Raw genomic sequence first — 16565 nt, forward strand, 5'->3', positions numbered from 1 at the left:
CCCCATTGTGCGCGAGGTGACCGGCCACGGCACCCGGCGTCGCCCGACCCGCCGCCCGGCGGCAGGGACGGGCCGCGGGTTAGCGTGGGGCCATGACGCTCGTGACGCTGCCTGGGCAGGCCTGGATCGACGCGGTCGGGCCGGTCCCCGGGCTCGAGCTCGCGGTGTGGGACATGACCGGTCCCCCGGAGCGGGCCGACGAGGTCAGGGTCGTCGTGCCGCCCTACATGGGTGCAGGTCCGCTGCTGCCCAACATCCGCCACGCGCCCTCGGTCGAGCTCGTGCAGACCCTGACCGCCGGGTACGAGGACATCGCGGCCGTCCTGCCCGAGGGCGTGGCCCTGGCGAACGCCGCCGGGGTCCACGACGCCTCGACCGCCGAGCTGGCCCTGGCCCTGACGCTGGCGGCCCTGCGCGACTTCCCCGACTTCCACGCGGCGCAGCAGGAGGGGCGGTGGCTCCCGGGCTCGATCCACCCGGCACTGGCGGACAAGCGCGTCCTGATCCTGGGGTACGGCTCGATCGGGCGGGCCATCGCGGCGAGGTTCACGCCGTTCGAGGTCGACCTCACCGCGGTCGCGAGCAGGGCGCGCGCAGGTGACGAGCTGGTGCGCTCCGTGCACGGCGTGGACGAGCTCCCGGGCCTGCTGCCCGAGCACGACGTCGTCGTGGTCATCGTCCCGCTCGGCGAGGCCACGGCCGGCCTCGTGGACGACGCGTTCCTGTCGGCGATGCCGGACGGCGCCCTGCTCGTCAACGTGGCGCGGGGCGGGGTCGTCGACACCGATGCCCTCGTCAAGCACCTCGAGGCCGGTCGGTTGCGGGCGGCGCTCGACGTCACCGATCCCGAGCCGCTCCCCGCGGGCCACCCCCTGTGGTCGGCACCCGGCGTGCTCATCACCCCGCACGTCGGTGGTGCGTCCACCGCCTTCAAGCCGCGCGCCGTGCGCCTCCTGCGCGAGCAGCTCGGCGCGTATGCCGCGGGGCGCCCGCTGAGCAACCTCGTCCGGGGGTCGGTTCAGGGGGCGTAGCCACGCACCCAGTCCACGACGAGCTCGGGGACGTGGACCGCCTCCTGCTCGTCACGGGACGTCGCCCACGTCGGGAAGTCGAACACGGCGAGCATGCTCTGGACGGGGTAGTCGGGCGAGACGGTCGTCGTGCGGACCACCTCCCCGTCGACGAGGAAGTCCGCCGACCCGGGGCGCCAGTCGACGGCATACACGTGGAAGTCGCTGACATCGAGGTCGAGGCGCGGCGCCTCCCAGTCCTCGCGCAGGGCCGGGTCGCGGAAGGCGTGAACCCCCATGCCGACCTCGGCCGAGGCGCCGGCCACCGAGCGGCCGAACACCTCCATGACGCACAGCTCACCGCAACGCTCGGGGGAGTCCTCGAGGCCGACGAACCACCAGGCGGCCATCGACCGCGGGCTCAGCGACATCCGCGCCCTCAGCTCGAGCCGGCCGAGGTGCGGGGTCCAACCCCACCACGGCTCCTGCACCTCCCGGACGACGCTGCGCTCGTCGACCGGCTGCTGGCCGACCCGGCTGCCCACCGGTCCCGAGAAGACGCCGGACTGGACCCCGGAGACGCGCAGGGGCGGGTCGTCCTGGACCTCCGGGCACCACAGACCCTGGTGCGGCGGCACGCTCAGGTGGAGGCAGGAGTCACGCACCTGCCAGGTCGCCGCGGAGGCGGCCCGCGAGCTCCACTGCGGGAGGTAGTGCGGCAGCCACCGAGAACGGTCGAGCCCGTCCGCGGTGTCGCCGTCGAAGTCGTCCTCGAACACCAGCCCGCCGGCCTGTGGTCCGGTCACCCCGTCCTCCTCCACGTGTCGCGAACTCGTCCCATGATGGGCGGTCACACTGACACCGGGCGGTGCCACCATGGGGTCATGACACAGACGATCGTGGGCATCGGGACACGCAAGGGGCTGTGGCTCGCCCGCAGCGAGGACCGCCGGACGTGGCAGGTCGACGGCCCCCACTTCCTCATGAGCGAGGTGCTCTCGCTCCTGTTCGACACCCGCCGCGCGACGCCCCGGCTCGTCGTCGGCTTCCGTTCCTCGCACTGGGGTCCGTCGCTGCAGCACTCCGACGACCTGGGCGCCACGTGGGTCGAGCACCCTGAGGGGTCGATCCGGTTCCCGGAGGACACCGACACCGCCCTCAAGGCCACGTGGCAGCTCGTCGCCGACCCGCACGACCCGCAGGTCGTGTGGGCGGGCACCGAACCGCAGGGCCTGTGGCGCAGCGAGGACGGCGGCGAGACGTTCGAGCTGAACCGCGGGCTCTGGGATCACCCGCACCGGCCCGAGTGGGGGGAGGGGTTCGGGGGCGGCGCGATCCACACGGTGCTGCCGAGCCCCGTCGACGCCGACTCGATGCTCGTCGCGATGAGCACCGGCGGGGTCTACAACACCCGCGACGGCGGCCGCTCGTGGACGCCCGGCAACACCGGCATCCACGCCTACTTCCAGCCGCACGACGAGTGGCCGGAGTTCGGGCAGTGCGTCCACAAGGTCGCACGCGACAGCGCGACCCCGACCCGCCTCTACGCGCAGAACCACAGGGGCGTCTACCGCTCCGACGACGACGGTGTCACGTGGACCTCGATCGAGGCCGGCCTCCCCACCAACTTCGGGATGACGGCGGTGTCCAACCCCGCCCGCGGTGACAGCGTGTGGCTCGTCCCCATCGCCTCCGACGGCGAGCGCATCCCGCCCGGCGCGACCCTGCAGCTGCAGCGCACCGACGACGCCGGCGCGACGTGGCACACCCAGGACGCAGGCCTGCCGAAGCCGAGCTACACCAACGTGCTGCGCGACGCCGCCGGGACCGACACGCACGAGGAGCCGGGCCTCTACGTCGGCACGCGCAACGGCGAGGTCTACGCCACCCTCGACGGAGGGGAGTCCTTCACCCGCATCGTCGAGCAGCTGCCCGACGTCCTGTGCGTCCGGGCGGTGAGCCTCCCGTGACGGCCCGCGTCGTGCTGCCGGGGCTGCTGCGCGACCTGGCGGACGGGGCGGCCGAGCTCCCGGTCGAGCTCGAGGGGCCGGCCCCGCTGGCCGACGTCCTCGACCTGGCCTTCGAGCCGTGGCCGATCCTCGCCTCCCGGATCCGTGACGAGCGCGGCGAGATCCGCCGGCACGTCAACGTGTTCGTCGACGGTGAGGACGCCAAGCGGGCCGAGGGCGTCCGCACCGAGGTCGGTCCGCAGGCGACGGTGCACGTCATCAACGCCGTGTCCGGTGGCTGACCCGGGCCGCGCGGAGACGACGGTCAGGGTCCGCGGTCGGGTCGGCGGTCAGCCGGTCCAGACGCCGTCGTCCCACGCGCGCCGCAGGACGGCCGTGTAGGGCGCGAGGTCCAGCCCGGCGGAGGCGAGCCACGCGTCGTCGTTGTACGTCGCGGCATACCGCTCGGCACCGTCGCACAGGAGCGAGACGATGCTGCCGCGCTCGCCCCGGGCCGAGAGCTCGCAGGCGAGCCGCAGCACGCCGTAGAGGTTGGTGCCCGTGGAGGCGCCGGCCCGTCGGCCGGTGCGTTCGTTGAGGAAGCGCATGGAAGCGACTGACGCGGCGTCGGGGACGAGCATCATGCGGTCGACGACGTTCGGGACGAAGCTGGGCTCGACCCGCGGACGCCCGATGCCCTCGATGCGTGAGCCGCAGGCGGCGGCCACTCCGGCGTGGTCGCCGCGGAACGCGGGCAGGAACGCCGACCGCTCGGGGTCGACGACGCAGACCTGGCTGGCGAGCCCGCGGTAGCGCACGTAGCGGCCGATGGTGGCGCTCGTGCCGCCGGTCCCGGCCCCGACGACGACCCAGCGGGGGACCGGGTGCCGCTCGAGCGACATCTGCTCGAAGACGGACTCGGCGATGTTGTTGTTGCCTCGCCAGTCCGTGGCCCGCTCGGCGAAGGTGAACTGGTCGAGGTAGTGGCCACCGCGCTCGACCGCGAGCCGGCGGGCGACGTCGTAGACCTCGCCGGCGTCGTCGACGAGGTGGCACTGCCCGCCCTCCCGCTCGATGAGGGCGATCTTCTCCGCGCTGGTGGTCCGCGCCATGACGGCGATGAAGGGGAGCTCGAGCATCCGGGCGAAGTACGCCTCGCTCACGGCGGTGGAGCCGCTCGAGGCCTCGATGACGGTGGTCCCCTCGCGGAGCTCGCCGTTGCAGAGGGCGTAGAGGAACAGCGACCGGGCGAGCCGGTGCTTGAGGCTTCCCGTGGGGTGGGTCGACTCGTCCTTGAGGTAGACGTCGACGTCGGGCAGCCCGGGGACGGGGACGTGCACGAGGTGGGTGTCGGCGCTGCGGTTGGCATCGGCCTGGATGCGTCGCACCGCCTCGTCGAGCCAGGCCCGGTCGGTCGGGGCGGCTGCCGGTACGTCGACGATCGCGGGCACCTGGTCCATGGGGGCGAGGCTAGCGGTCGGCTCGAGGATCCCTGCTCGTCGCCGCCCGGATGAGCAGGGGGAGGAACTCTCGTTCGAGCGAGCCCGCCGGCACGGACCCCGGGTCGAGGAGGTGCTGGCCCAGCCCGCCCTGGAAGACGAGGCTGATGAGGCGCACGAGGTCCGTCGTCGACACGGCGGGGTGCAGCCCCTGGGCGGCGGCGATCCTGTCGACGAGGGCGACGAGCTCGTCGCGGATCGCGGCCTGGGCGCCGGCCCAGGCCGCGCGGGCCTCCTCGTCCCGCAGGGCGTGCAGGGCGAACTCACTGGTGAGCAGGTGCCAGCGACGACGTGACTCGGGGTCGTCGGTCCACACGTCGAACACCGCCTCGAGCACCTGCTCGAGCGACAGGCCGGGTCGCTCGGCGACCTCGGCGATGCGCTGCCGCAGCGCCGACGCGTGGGCGGCGTAGAGCTCGAGGACCAGCTCGTCCTTGGAGGCGAAGTTCGAGTAGAACGCGCCCCGGGTGAAGTGCGCCCGCTCGCACAGGTCCTCGACGCTGGCGCCGTGGAAGCCGCGCTCGGCGAAGACCTCCTCGGCGGCAGCGAGCAGGCGGCCCCGGGTCGCCTCGCGACGAGCGGTCCGGGGGGCGGTGGACGTGGTGGGGCTCACGGCGGCTGGGCTGGCTTCGGGCACGTCCCGGAGAATACACTCCTGTATTGAATACAGTTGTGTATCGAGAGGGGCCGGCACCTCGTGTCGACCACCGGACAGGCAGATCGCATGGAACTCATCGCCGACCACGTCAGTATCGCGGGCCTGCACGGCCCGCTGCTGCTGCCCACGAGCCTGACGGCCGGTCCCGGGCACGTCACCCTGGTCGCGGGCGACCCCGGCTACGGCCACGTCGCGCTGGCGCTGGCCCTCGGTGGCCGAGCGCCGCTGATGGACGGAGTCGTCACCGTGGACGGTGACGCGTCGGAAGCGCTCCGTCGACGGCACGTCGCACTCGTCGACGTCCCCGACGTGACCGCGCCCGAGGGCGCGCTCAGCGTCCGGGCCGCCGTCGCCGAGCAGCTCGCGCTGGCGGGACGCCCCGCCAGCAGGGCGGCCACGCGGGCGTTCCTCGCCGGGCACGGGGTGGAGGACCAGGGCGAACGCTTCGAGAGCCTGCCGCCATCCACGCGCACCACGCTGCTCATGCGCGTGGCCGCGGCGCGGGCCGCCACGCGTGTGCTCGTCGTGGCCGCCCCCGACCGCCTCGGGGGAGACCCGACCGACTGGTATGCCGCGGCGGAGCGCCTCGCCGCCGAGGGCCTCACGGTCGTCGTGCAGGTGACCCACGGGACCGCCCGTCAGCTCGCCCTGCCCGCCACCTACGAGCTGGGCGTGGCCGCATGACCGCCCTTCGCCTCGCCCTCACCGAGCTGCGCCGCATCACGGCCGGACGGCTGCCGCGAGCTGCGCTGGCCGCCCTGGTCCTGGTGCCGACGCTCTACGGCGGGCTGTACCTGTACGCCAACAAGGACCCGTACGGCGCCCTCGACCGTGTGCCGGCGGCCGTCGTCGTCGAGGACGCAGGCACGACCCTGGCCAACGGCGAACGGTTGCAGGTGGGCGACCGGGTCGCGACCGAGCTGCTCGACTCCCACAGCTTCGACTGGCACCGGGTCTCGCGGGCCGGTGCCGAGGCCGGGGTCGACGACGGGACCTACGACTTCGCGCTGGTCGTGCCCCGCGACTTCTCCGCGGACCTCGCCTCGAGTGCGGAGTTCACGCCGCGGCAGGCCCAGCTCCGGGTGGTCACCAACGACGCGAACAACTACCTGGCCCGCACGATCGCCAACCAGGTCGTCGCCCAGGTCACGAAGACCGTTGCCTCGCAGGTGAGCTCGACGGCGGCCAACCAGCTCCTGGTCGGGTTCGGCACCATCCACGACAAGGTCTCGGACGCGGTCGACGGCGCGGGCCGGCTCGCCAAGGGCCTGTCGGACGCGAAGGCGGGCGCGCACCAGCTCACCGCAGGGGCCGACCAGCTCGCGGCGGGCCAGCAGCAGCTCCTCGCCGGCTCGAAGGAGCTGTCGTCCGGGGCGACCAGGGCGGCGAACGGCGCGGAGCGCCTGTCGACCGGGGCAACCCGTCTCAGCGAGGGCCTGGGGACCCTCGACGACCGGACCAAGAGCCTCCCCGCCGACACGAAGAAGCTCGCCGCCGGCGCGCAGCAGGTGGCCGACGGCAACGCGAAGGTCGCCGCCGCCGGCCAGCGCGTCGCCACGGCGTCGCAGGACCTCGTGACCTCGCTGACGTCCGCCCGGGGCGACCTCGCGGACCGGCTGCGGGCCGGCGGGTTCACCGACGACCAGGTCCAGGCCGTCCTCGATGCCGCGGCCCAGCTCAGCGGTCCCGTCTCCGACGCGAACTCGCAGGTGCAGACGGCGTCGGGACAGCTCGACCGGCTCGCCGCCGGCGCCGGCCAGGTGGCCGACGGCGCGTCGAGGCTCGCCGTGGCGGCAGGTCCGCTCCACGCGGGCATCCACGACGCGGCCACGGGGAGCAGCACCCTCGTCGCAGGCGCGAGCGACCTCGCCTCGGGCAACCGGTCGCTGGCGTCGGGCGCCGCTCGTCTCTCGGCAGGGGAGCAGGACGCCGTCGACGGGACGAACCGGCTCGACTCGGGTGCCCACCAGCTGGCCGATGGGGTGGACCGGCTCTCGGACGGGGCCACGCAGCTGCACGACGGATTGGCCAAGGGGCTGCGCTCCATCCCGGACCCCAGCGCCGACCAGCGCAAGGCCGTGGCGCAGACCCTCGGCAATCCCGTCGGGGTGCAGGGAAGCTCCCTCGCGTCCGCGAACACCTACGGTGCCGGGCTCGCCCCCTTCTTCCTCAGCCTGTCGCTGTGGATCGGGGCCTACGTCCTCTTCCTCCTGCTCAACCCCCTGTCCTCCCGGTCCCTCGCGACGGGGCAGCCCAGCTGGCGCACCGCGCTCGGCGGGTGGTTGGCCCCGGCTGCCCTGGGGCTCGTGCAGGCCGTCCTGGTCTTCACCGTCGTGCGGCTCGCCGTCGGCATCGACGTCGCCCACCCGGTGGCCCTGCTCGCCTTCATGGGGGCGGTGTCAGCGACGTTCGTCATGGTGCTGCACGCCCTGGCGGCGCGGTTCGGAGCCCCCGGCAAGTTCCTCGGCCTGGTCCTCATGGTGGTCCAGCTGGTCAGTGCGGGCGGCACGTTCCCCTGGCAGACGCTGCCCGAACCCCTGCACCCGTTGCACCACGTGCTGCCGATGTCCTACGCCGTCGACGGGGTCCGCCGGCTCATGTACGGCGGCTCGCTGGACCACCTCGGTCTGGACCTCGCGGTCCTGGCCGCATGGCTCCTCGGAGCGTTCCTCGTGTCCACCTGGGCGGCGCGTCGTGCCGGCCGGTGGACGGCCCTGCGGATCAAGCCGGAGCTGGCGATCTGAGCCGCCGTCCCACGGCCCCCGCACCCCGTCGGCGCCCGGCTGTCAAGACTGGCTGATCGTCACGGACAGGGCCATGCTCGGGGTATGACCCTGGCCAGCGATGACAAGGTCCTGATCCTCTTCCGGCATGCGAACGCCGAGGAGGGTCTCGGTAAGCCCGACCACGACCGTGAGCTCACCGCACGGGGACGGCGGGACGCGCGTGCAGCCGGAGCCTGGCTGCACGAGCACGGCCTCGGTCCGGAGCTGGTGCTCTGCTCGACGTCGGCCAGGACGCGCCAGACCTGGGCAGAGGCCGAGAGCGGCGGTGCGTGCGGCGAGACGGTCGAGTACGACCCCTCTGTGTACACCGGGGGTTCGGACGCCGTGCTGCGCACGGTCCGCGAGTCGGCGGGGGAGGCCCAGGTCGTGCTCGTCGTCGGGCACAACCCGACGATGGCGGCGCTCGCCAGCGGGCTCGCCGAGGGGAACGGGTCGCTGCAGGCGCACGACTGCCTCGCTGCCGGGTTCCCGACGTCGACCGTGGCGGTGCTCCGGTATGCCGGTCCCTGGGACGGGCTGGGTTTCGGCGCCGCCGAGCTCGAGCGCTGCCACGTCGCCCGCGGCTGAGGTATGCCGCGACCGCCGGTCGGCGGCCCGGCGCACCCGCGGTGCAGGAGGCGGTATACCCGCTGTGCGGGTAGGTGACTCGCACCGTGAGACCCGCGTCCCACGTGCTGGACCCCGGTCCTAGACTGCCCCCATGACGACCACCGAGCCCACCACCAACGGCGTCGACATCAAGCCGCGCAGCCGCGACGTCACCGACGGCATCGAGAAGACCGCGGCCCGGGGCATGCTCCGCGCGGTGGGCATGGGCGACGACGACTGGGTGAAGCCGCAGATCGGGGTGGCCAGCTCGTGGAACGAGATCACCCCCTGCAACCTGTCGCTCGACCGCCTCGCCAAGGCCGTCAAGGACGGGGTGCACTCGGCAGGCGGGTACCCGCTCGAGTTCGGCACGATCTCGGTGAGCGACGGCATCTCGATGGGCCACGAGGGCATGCACTTCTCCCTCGTCAGCCGCGAGATCATCGCGGATTCCGTTGAGACCGTGATGAATGCGGAGCGCCTCGACGGGTCCGTGCTGCTCGCCGGGTGCGACAAGTCGCTGCCGGGGATGCTCATGGCCGCGGCCCGCCTCGACCTCAGCTCGGTGTTCCTCTACGCCGGCTCGATCCTGCCCGGTATCGCCAAGCTCTCGGACGGCTCCGAGAAGACGGTGACCATCATCGACGCGTTCGAGGCCGTGGGCGCGTGCGCCGCGGGGCTGATGTCACGCGCCGACGTCGATGCCATCGAGCGGGCCATCTGCCCGGGCGAGGGTGCCTGCGGCGGCATGTATACCGCCAACACCATGGCCTCCGTCGCCGAGGCGATCGGGATGTCCCTCCCGGGGTCGGCCGCACCGCCGGCCACCGACCGCCGCCGCGACGGGTTCGCCCGCAAGTCCGGTGAGGCCGTCGTCGAGCTGCTCCGCCGCGGCATCACCGCGCGCGACATCATGACCAAGGAGGCGTTCGAGAACGCCATCGCCGTCGTCATGGCCTTCGGTGGCTCGACCAACGCCGTCCTGCACCTGCTGGCGATCGCCAACGAGGCGGAGGTCGACCTGACCCTCGACGACTTCGAGCGCATCGGGTCCAAGGTGCCCCACCTGGCCGACGTGAAGCCGTTCGGGCAGTACGTCATGACCGACATCGACCGCGTCGGGGGAGTGCCCGTCGTCATGCGCGCGCTGCTCGACGCCGGCCTGCTGCACGGCGACTGCCTGACCGTCACCGGGAAGACGATGGCCGAGAACCTCGCCCACATCGCGCCGCCGGACGTCGACGGGAAGGTCGTCCGCGCCATGAAGGAGCCGATCCACAAGACCGGTGGGATCACCATCCTCAAGGGGACGCTCGCCCCCGAGGGTGCTGTCGTCAAGTCGGCCGGGTTCGACTCCGACGTCTTCGAGGGGACTGCTCGCGTCTTCGACGGCGAGCGCGCCGCCATGGACGCCGTCGAGCAGGGGACGCTCAGGGCCGGCGACGTCGTGGTCATCCGCTACGAGGGACCCAAGGGTGGGCCCGGCATGCGCGAGATGCTCGCCGTGACCGGTGCCATCAAGGGTGCCGGCCTCGGCAAGGACGTCCTGCTCCTCACCGACGGGCGGTTCTCCGGCGGCACCACCGGCCTCTGCGTCGGGCACGTGGCGCCGGAGGCGGTCGACGCCGGGCCGATCGCGTTCGTCCGCGACGGCGACAAGATCACCCTCGACGTCGCCAACGGCCGGCTCGACGTGCACGTCGACGAAGCCGAGCTGGCCCGCCGCGCCGAGGGCTTCGAGCCGCCCCCCGCCAAGTACCCGCGGGGCGTCCTGGCGAAGTACCGCAAGCTCGTGGGCAGCGCCAGCGGCGGCGCCGTCTGCGGCTGAGCCGACCCCGCGCCATACCCGTCCGTCGTGGTGGGTATGGCGCGGAGTGGGTCTGTGACTGAGACGACAGGTCCGGATCGCGAGACCGGTCGTCTCGCTCGTTGACACTGCCGGGCCGCCGGGAGGAGAGTGCTCGTGTGGCACGAATTCTCGTACTTCCCTAGCGCGCCGGCCCTGACCGATCAGAGCCAGCGCGCTGCCCTCCGTTGTCCCGCACCGGGACTGGAGGGTTTTTTTGTGAGCAGATCCAGTTGAGCGAGATACGCAACCGAAAGCGGTAGAGACGTGAGCGACACGAGGACGACGCCGGCCCCGAGCCCGTCCCAGGTGGCCCAGAAGGCCCAGCAGGCCCAGCAGGAGGCCCGGGCGAAGACGCCCATCGAGGTCACCGGTGCCCAGAGCCTCGTGCTCTCGCTCGAGGCCGTCGACGTCGACACCGTGTTCGGCATTCCTGGTGGGGCGATCCTCCCCGCGTACGACCCGCTGCTCGACTCGGTCAAGGTCCGCCACATCCTCGTGCGCCACGAGCAGGGCGCCGGCCACGCTGCCGAGGGTTACGCGAGTGCGACGGGCAAGGTCGGCGTCTGCATGGCGACCTCCGGCCCCGGTGCCACGAACCTCGTCACCGCGATCGCCGACGCCTACATGGACTCGGTCCCGATCGTCGCCATCACCGGTCAGGTGAGCTCGGCGTCGATCGGCACGGATGCCTTCCAGGAGGCCGACATCCGCGGCATCACGATGCCGATCACCAAGCACAACTACCTCGTCACCGACGCGTCGCAGATCCCGCGCGTCATCGCCGAGGCCTTCCACATCGCCTCGACGGGCCGACCCGGACCGGTGCTCGTCGACATCTCCAAGGACGCACTCCAGGCCCGCACCACCTTCAGCTGGCCCCCGAAGTTCGACCTGCCGGGCTACCGCCCGGTGGCGCGTCCGCACACCAAGCAGATCCGTGAGGCCGCACGCCTGATCGCGGCGGCCAAGCGGCCGGTGTTCTACGTCGGTGGCGGCGTCATCCGGGGCAACGCGTCCAACGCGCTGCGCGAGTTCGTCGAGCTGACGCAGATCCCCGTGGTCACGACCCTCATGGCCAGGGGCGCCGTCGCCGACAGCCACCCGCTGCACCTGGGGATGCCGGGCATGCACGGATCCGTCGCAGCGGTCACCGCCCTGCAGAAGTCCGACCTGCTCATCACCCTGGGCGCGCGGTTCGACGACCGGGTCACCGGTCAGCTGTCGACCTTCGCCACGGGTGCCAAGGTCATCCACGCCGACATCGACCCGGCCGAGATCTCCAAGAACCGCACCGCCGACGTCCCGATCGTCGGTGACGTGCTCGAGGTCATCGCGGACCTGCACACCGCGGTCGCCGCCGACATCGCGGCCGGCAAGTCCGGTGACTACGCCGCCTGGCGTGGTCAGACGGCCGGCTGGAAGGCGGACTTCCCGCTCGGGTACACCACACCCGAGGGCGGCGAGGCGGTCTCCCCGCAGCACGTCATCGAGCGCATCGGCGCCATCGCCGGTCCCGAGGCGGTGTACGTCGCCGGCGTCGGCCAGCACCAGATGTGGGCCGCCCAGTTCGTCCAGTACGAGCGCCCGAACGCCTGGCTCAACTCCGGCGGACTCGGGACCATGGGGTATGCCGTGCCGGCCGCCATGGGCGCGAAGGTCGCCCAGCCCGACCGCACCGTGTGGGCCATCGACGGCGACGGGTGCTTCCAGATGACCAACCAGGAGCTGGCCACCTGCGTCATCAACAACATCCCGATCAAGGTCGCGATCATCAACAACAGCAGCCTCGGCATGGTCCGCCAGTGGCAGTCGCTGTTCTACAACCAGCGGTACTCCAACACCGACCTGCACACGTCGGTCGGCAGCCGGATCCCCGACTTCGTCAAGCTCGCCGACGCCTACGGCTGCGCCGGTCTGCGCTGCGAGCGACCGGAGGACATCGACGCGACGATCCAGGCCGCGATGGAGATCAACGACCGCCCCGTCGTCGTGGACTTCGTGGTCCACCGGGACGCGATGGTCTGGCCGATGGTGCCGGCCGGGGTGAGCAACGACGCGATCCAGGTCGCCAAGGACACCGCCCCCCAGTGGGACCGCGAAGAGGACGAGGCGACCGCACAGCCCGAGGACGCCGACAACTCCGAGACGACCGGCGCCGAGAGCGCGGACGGGAAGTGAGCGCCATGAGCAAGCACACCCTCTCGGTCCTCGTCGAGAACAAGCCCGGCGTGCTGGCACGCATCGCGGCACTGTTCTCGAGGCGGGGCTTCAACATCGACTCGCTCGCCGTGGGTCCCACCGAGCACCCCGAGATCTCGCGGATGACCGTCGTGGTCGACGTCGACGCCCTCCCGCTCGAGCAGGTGACCAAGCAGCTCAACAAGCTCGTCGAGGTGCTCAAGGTCGTCGAGCTCGAGCCGACCGCCTCGGTGCAGCGCGAGATCCTGCTCGTCAAGGTGCGCACCGACCTGCACAGCCGCAGCCACGTCCTCGAGACCGTGCAGCTGTTCCGTGCCAAGGTCGTCGACGTGGCCAGCGACACGCTGACCATCGAGGTCACCGGCAACCGCGACAAGCTGGCGGCGTTCCTCGAGGTCCTCGAGCCCTTCGGGGTCAAGGAGCTCGTGCAGTCGGGCATGGTGGCGATCGGACGCGGCTCGCGCTCGATCACCGACCGCGCCCTCCGAAGCGCCTGACCTTCCGCACCCCCGGGGGCACGCGCCATACGCGACCACCGGCTGAACCACCACGAACCCGAACCGAACCCAGCAGATCCCAACCGAAGGAGTGGCCACCGTGGCCCAGATGTTCTACGACGACGACGCTGACCTGAGTGTGATCCAGGGCAAGAAGGTGGCCGTCATCGGCTACGGCAGCCAGGGGCACGCCCACGCGCTGAACCTGCGCGACTCCGGGGTCGACGTCCGCGTCGGTCTCGCCGAGGGCAGCAAGAGCCGTGCCAAGGCCGAGGCCGAGGGCCTCACCGTGAAGACCGTCGCCGAGGCGGTCAAGGAGGCCGACCTCGTCGTCATCCTCACGCCCGACCAGGTGCAGCGGACGGTCTACGCCAACGACATCAAGCCGAACCTCAAGGAGGGCGCCGCGCTGCTGTTCGGGCACGGCTTCAACATCCGGTTCGACTACATCCAGCCCGAGGCGACCTCCGACGTCCTCATGGTCGCCCCCAAGGGACCCGGCCACCTCGTCCGTCGCGAGTACGTCGACGGCCGTGGCGTGCCCGTCCTGCTGGCCGTCGAGCAGGACCCGTCCGGCACCGCCTGGGACCTCGCGCAGTCGTACGCCAAGGCCATCGGTGGCCTGCGCGCCGGCGGCATCAGGACCACGTTCACCGAGGAGACCGAGACCGACCTGTTCGGCGAGCAGGCCGTCCTCTGCGGTGGCGCGAGCCAACTCGTGCAGTACGGCTTCGAAACCCTGACCGAGGCCGGCTACCAGCCCGAGATCGCCTACTTCGAGGTGCTCCACGAGCTCAAGCTCATCGTCGACCTCATGGTCGAGGGTGGCATCGCCAAGCAGCGCTGGTCGGTCTCCGACACGGCTGAGTACGGCGACTACGTCTCCGGGCCGCGGGTCATCGACCCCCGCGTCAAGGAGAACATGGCCGCGGTCCTCGCCGACATCAAGAACGGCGCGTTCGCCAAGCGGTTCATCGAGGACCAGGACGCCGGCGCCCCGGAGTTCAAGGCACTGCGCGAGAAGGGCGCCCAGCACCCGATCGAGTCCACCGGCAAGGACCTGCGCAAGCTGATGTCCTGGATCAAGGACTCGGACAACGACTACGTCGAGGGGTCCGCCGCGCGCTGACGCGAGCAGCACCGCACGACCGGACGACCCGACCGCAGAACGGTGGTTGCTCGGCGACAGGGGACCGTTTCCCCGGGTCGCCGAGCGACCACCGTTTCGCTGTGTCACATGTCGAGTTGGTCGATCCACATGCTGAACGCCGCCGTATGCTGTGCGGCGGCACAGCGCGGTGCCGCGACCTCCGGTCCGCGCCCTTTCGACCCCCAGAGGACTGACCTGTGAGCAAGCCGATCGTCCTGATCGCAGAGGAACTCTCGCCCGCCACCATCGACGCCCTCGGTCCCGACTTCGAGGTCCGGACGGTCGACGGCGCCTCCCGGGAGTCCCTGCTGCCCGCGCTCGCCGACGTCGACGCCGTGCTGATCAGGTCCGCGACGAAGATGGACGCCGAGGCCATCGCTGCGGCGAGGAAGCTCAAGGTGATCGCCCGCGCGGGCGTCGGCCTCGACAACGTGGACGTCCCCGCCGCGACGAGGGCCGGCGTCATGGTCGTGAACGCCCCGACGTCCAACATCACCTCCGCCGCCGAGCTCGCCGTCGGCCTGCTCCTCGCGACCGCCCGCAACATCGCCCCCGCCAACCAGGCCCTCAAGGCCGGTGCGTGGAAGCGCAGCAAGTACGGCGGTGTGGAGCTGCTCGACAAGAAGGTCGGCGTGGTCGGGTTCGGGCGGATCGGCCAGCTCGTCGCCGAGCGCCTCAAGGGCTTCGGCATGGAGATCCTTGCCTACGACCCGTACGTCTCCGCGCAGCGCGCCGGCCAGCTCGGCGCCCAGCTCGTCACCCTGGACGAGCTGCTGGAGCACAGCGACTTCATCACGGTGCACCTGCCCAAGAGCCCCGAGACCCTCGGGCTCATCGGCAAGGAGGCACTGACCAAGGTCAAGCCCTCGGTGCGGATCATCAACGCCGCCCGCGGCGGGATCGTCGACGAGGAGGCGCTCGCCGAGGCGCTGCGCGAGGGGCGGGTGGCCGGTGCCGGCATCGACGTCTTCGCGACCGAGCCGACCACCGAGAGCCCGTTGTTCGAGTTCGAGTCCGTCGTCGTGACGCCGCACCTCGGGGCGTCCACCGACGAGGCCCAGGAGAAGGCCGGCGTGTCGGTGGCGAGGTCCGTGCGTCTCGCCCTCGGTGGCGACCTCGTCCCCGACGCGGTCAACGTGTCCAGCGGTGTCGTGCCCGAGGAGGTGCGTCCGGGGATCGCGCTCGTCGAGAAGCTCGGCCGCATCTTCACCGCGCTCGCCGGCTCCGTCCCCGTGCAGCTCGACGTCGACGTCAAGGGCGAGATCACCGCCCACGACGTGTCCATCTGGAAGCTCGCCGCGCTCAAGGGCCTGTTCACCGACGTGACCGAGGACCCGGTGACGTACGTCAACGCCCCGCTGCTCGCCGAGCAGCGCGGGTGTGAGGTGCGCCTGCTCACCGACCCGTCGACGCAGGACTTCCGCAACGTCACGACCCTGCACGGCACGCTCGCCGACGGCACCACCGTCAGCGTCGCGGGCACCCTCACGGGTCCGCGCCTGATCGAGAAGATCGTCGGGGTCAACGGCTTCGACCTAGAGGTGCCGCTCACCGAGCACCTCGCGTTCTTCACCTATGTCGACCGTCCCGGTGTCATCGGCACGGTCGGCCGCCTCCTCGGCGACGCACAGGTCAACATCGCGGGCATGCAGGTGGCGCGCAACGAGAAGGGCGGCCAGGCCCTGGTGGCCCTCACCGTCGACAGCGCCATCCCCGCGGACGTGCTCGCCGCCATCGTCTCCGAGATCGGGGCCGAGGTCAGCGTGGTCGACCTCGTCGACTGACCGGCCGGGTCCGGTCAGTCAGGCGCGCGGTGGGCCGTCGTGCAGGACGAGGTTGAACAACAGGCTGGTGCGCCAGGCCCCGTCGAGGAAGAGGAAGTCGGGGATCCGGCCGCACTCCTCGAACCCGCACCGGCGCAGAACCCCCTGGGAGGGGACGTTCGCGACCATGGTGCTGGCCCCGAGCCGGTGCAGCCCGAGGGCGTGGGCCCGCTGCACGAGGTGGTCGAGCGCAGCGACGGCGAGCCCGCGGCGCAGGTGCTGGTGGTCGACCCAGTAACCGACGTCAGCGCCCTGCATGGCGCCGCGGACGATGTTCTGCAGGTTGGCGGCGCCGACGACCTGGTCGCCGTGCCACAGCACCGAGCAGTCGTACAGGCCGAGCTCGACCTGGCGCAGCCGCCCCTGAACCACCTCACGCTGGCCCTCCTCGGTGAAGAACGAGTCGGGACGGACCGGCTCCCACGGGCGCAGGTGGTCGAGATTGCGCACTGCCGCAGCCGCGAGGGCGGCGGCGTCGTCGATCGTCAGGGGACGCAAGGCGTAGCCGTCGGGGAGCACCGGCACACCCTAGGGCGCACGTCGGGGGCGGACGTCCA

The 16565-nt window shown here is 71.8% G+C and carries 15 protein-coding genes; 11 read left to right on the top strand and 4 right to left on the bottom strand.

Annotation, left to right across the window (positions count from 1 at the left end; all coding sequences use genetic code 11):
- Positions 1-92: 92 nt before the first annotated feature.
- Entirely contained in the window at positions 93-1031 is a 939-nt protein-coding gene (locus tag ACYVKF_RS04850) for a 2-hydroxyacid dehydrogenase (protein ID WP_460965222.1), read from the top strand.
- On the opposite strand, the gene ACYVKF_RS04855 is transcribed toward ACYVKF_RS04850, so the two are convergent.
- Positions 1019-1816, bottom strand: coding sequence for a glycoside hydrolase family 16 protein (locus ACYVKF_RS04855; protein WP_460965225.1), 798 nt, complete (start codon positions 1814-1816; stop codon positions 1019-1021). The genes ACYVKF_RS04850 and ACYVKF_RS04855 overlap by 13 nt on opposite strands.
- A gap of 78 nt (positions 1817-1894) precedes the next feature.
- Between ACYVKF_RS04855 and ACYVKF_RS04860 the strand changes: the two genes are divergently transcribed.
- Together ACYVKF_RS04860 and ACYVKF_RS04865 are read left to right on the top strand one after the other, a co-directional pair.
- A complete protein-coding gene (locus tag ACYVKF_RS04860) occupies positions 1895-2980 on the top strand; it encodes a WD40/YVTN/BNR-like repeat-containing protein (protein WP_460965227.1) in 1086 nt (361 codons plus the stop codon).
- Complete coding sequence (locus ACYVKF_RS04865) at positions 2977-3261, top strand: MoaD/ThiS family protein (protein ID WP_056915225.1); 285 nt, start codon at positions 2977-2979, stop codon at positions 3259-3261. Before ACYVKF_RS04860 ends, ACYVKF_RS04865 begins: the two co-directional genes overlap by 4 nt.
- A gap of 48 nt (positions 3262-3309) precedes the next feature.
- Here ACYVKF_RS04865 and ACYVKF_RS04870 read toward each other — a convergent pair whose 3' ends face one another.
- Positions 3310-4419: a PLP-dependent cysteine synthase family protein gene (locus ACYVKF_RS04870; RefSeq protein WP_460965229.1), complete on the bottom strand. Its 1110-nt coding sequence runs from the start codon at positions 4417-4419 to the stop codon at positions 3310-3312.
- Between the two features lie 10 nt (positions 4420-4429).
- A complete protein-coding gene (locus ACYVKF_RS04875) occupies positions 4430-5095 on the bottom strand; it encodes a TetR/AcrR family transcriptional regulator (protein WP_460965231.1) in 666 nt (221 codons plus the stop codon).
- Between the two features lie 87 nt (positions 5096-5182).
- Here ACYVKF_RS04875 and ACYVKF_RS04880 point away from each other — a divergent pair, with 87 nt between their 5' ends.
- The 8 genes from ACYVKF_RS04880 to serA all read left to right on the top strand — a co-directional run bounded on the left by ACYVKF_RS04880 (position 5183) and on the right by serA (position 15969).
- A complete protein-coding gene (locus ACYVKF_RS04880; RefSeq protein WP_460965233.1) occupies positions 5183-5800 on the top strand; it encodes a hypothetical protein in 618 nt (205 codons plus the stop codon).
- A complete protein-coding gene (locus tag ACYVKF_RS04885; RefSeq protein WP_460965235.1) occupies positions 5797-7860 on the top strand; it encodes a YhgE/Pip family protein in 2064 nt (687 codons plus the stop codon). Before ACYVKF_RS04880 ends, ACYVKF_RS04885 begins: the two co-directional genes overlap by 4 nt.
- Before the next feature lie 84 nt (positions 7861-7944).
- Complete coding sequence (locus ACYVKF_RS04890; RefSeq protein WP_460965237.1) at positions 7945-8469, top strand: SixA phosphatase family protein; 525 nt, start codon at positions 7945-7947, stop codon at positions 8467-8469.
- Between the two features lie 133 nt (positions 8470-8602).
- Entirely contained in the window at positions 8603-10318 is a 1716-nt protein-coding gene (gene ilvD / locus ACYVKF_RS04895) for a dihydroxy-acid dehydratase (RefSeq protein ID WP_460965239.1), read from the top strand.
- Positions 10319-10603: 285 nt separating this feature from the next.
- Entirely contained in the window at positions 10604-12517 is a 1914-nt protein-coding gene (locus ACYVKF_RS04900) for an acetolactate synthase large subunit (protein ID WP_460965241.1), read from the top strand.
- A 5-nt stretch (positions 12518-12522) separates the two neighbouring features.
- Complete coding sequence (gene ilvN / locus ACYVKF_RS04905) at positions 12523-13035, top strand: acetolactate synthase small subunit (protein ID WP_056917201.1); 513 nt, start codon at positions 12523-12525, stop codon at positions 13033-13035.
- A gap of 100 nt (positions 13036-13135) precedes the next feature.
- Complete coding sequence (gene ilvC / locus ACYVKF_RS04910) at positions 13136-14164, top strand: ketol-acid reductoisomerase (protein WP_056918238.1); 1029 nt, start codon at positions 13136-13138, stop codon at positions 14162-14164.
- A gap of 218 nt (positions 14165-14382) precedes the next feature.
- Positions 14383-15969: a phosphoglycerate dehydrogenase gene (serA, locus tag ACYVKF_RS04915; RefSeq protein ID WP_460965243.1), complete on the top strand. Its 1587-nt coding sequence runs from the start codon at positions 14383-14385 to the stop codon at positions 15967-15969.
- A gap of 18 nt (positions 15970-15987) precedes the next feature.
- On the opposite strand, the gene ACYVKF_RS04920 is transcribed toward serA, so the two are convergent.
- Positions 15988-16527 carry a GNAT family N-acetyltransferase gene (locus tag ACYVKF_RS04920; RefSeq protein ID WP_460965245.1) on the bottom strand — a complete coding sequence of 180 codons (540 nt, stop codon included), beginning with the start codon at positions 16525-16527 and terminating at the stop codon, positions 15988-15990.
- Positions 16528-16565: the final 38 nt, after the last annotated feature.

The sequence above is a fragment of the Pedococcus soli genome (genome assembly GCF_054782575.1).

Bases quoted from the DNA above. Each gene is read 5' to 3' on its own strand.
- ACYVKF_RS04850 (WP_460965222.1), top strand. From the start codon at position 93: ATGACGCTCGTGACGCTGCCTGGGCAGGCCTGGATCGACGCGGTCGGG.
- ACYVKF_RS04860 (WP_460965227.1), top strand. From the start codon at position 1,895: ATGACACAGACGATCGTGGGCATCGGGACACGCAAGGGGCTGTGGCTC.
- ACYVKF_RS04870 (WP_460965229.1), bottom strand. From the start codon at position 4,419: ATGGACCAGGTGCCCGCGATCGTCGACGTACCGGCAGCCGCCCCGACC.
- ACYVKF_RS04880 (WP_460965233.1), top strand. From the start codon at position 5,183: ATGGAACTCATCGCCGACCACGTCAGTATCGCGGGCCTGCACGGCCCG.
- ACYVKF_RS04885 (WP_460965235.1), top strand. From the start codon at position 5,797: ATGACCGCCCTTCGCCTCGCCCTCACCGAGCTGCGCCGCATCACGGCC.
- ACYVKF_RS04890 (WP_460965237.1), top strand. From the start codon at position 7,945: ATGACCCTGGCCAGCGATGACAAGGTCCTGATCCTCTTCCGGCATGCG.
- ilvD (WP_460965239.1), top strand. From the start codon at position 8,603: ATGACGACCACCGAGCCCACCACCAACGGCGTCGACATCAAGCCGCGC.
- ilvN (WP_056917201.1), top strand. From the start codon at position 12,523: ATGAGCAAGCACACCCTCTCGGTCCTCGTCGAGAACAAGCCCGGCGTG.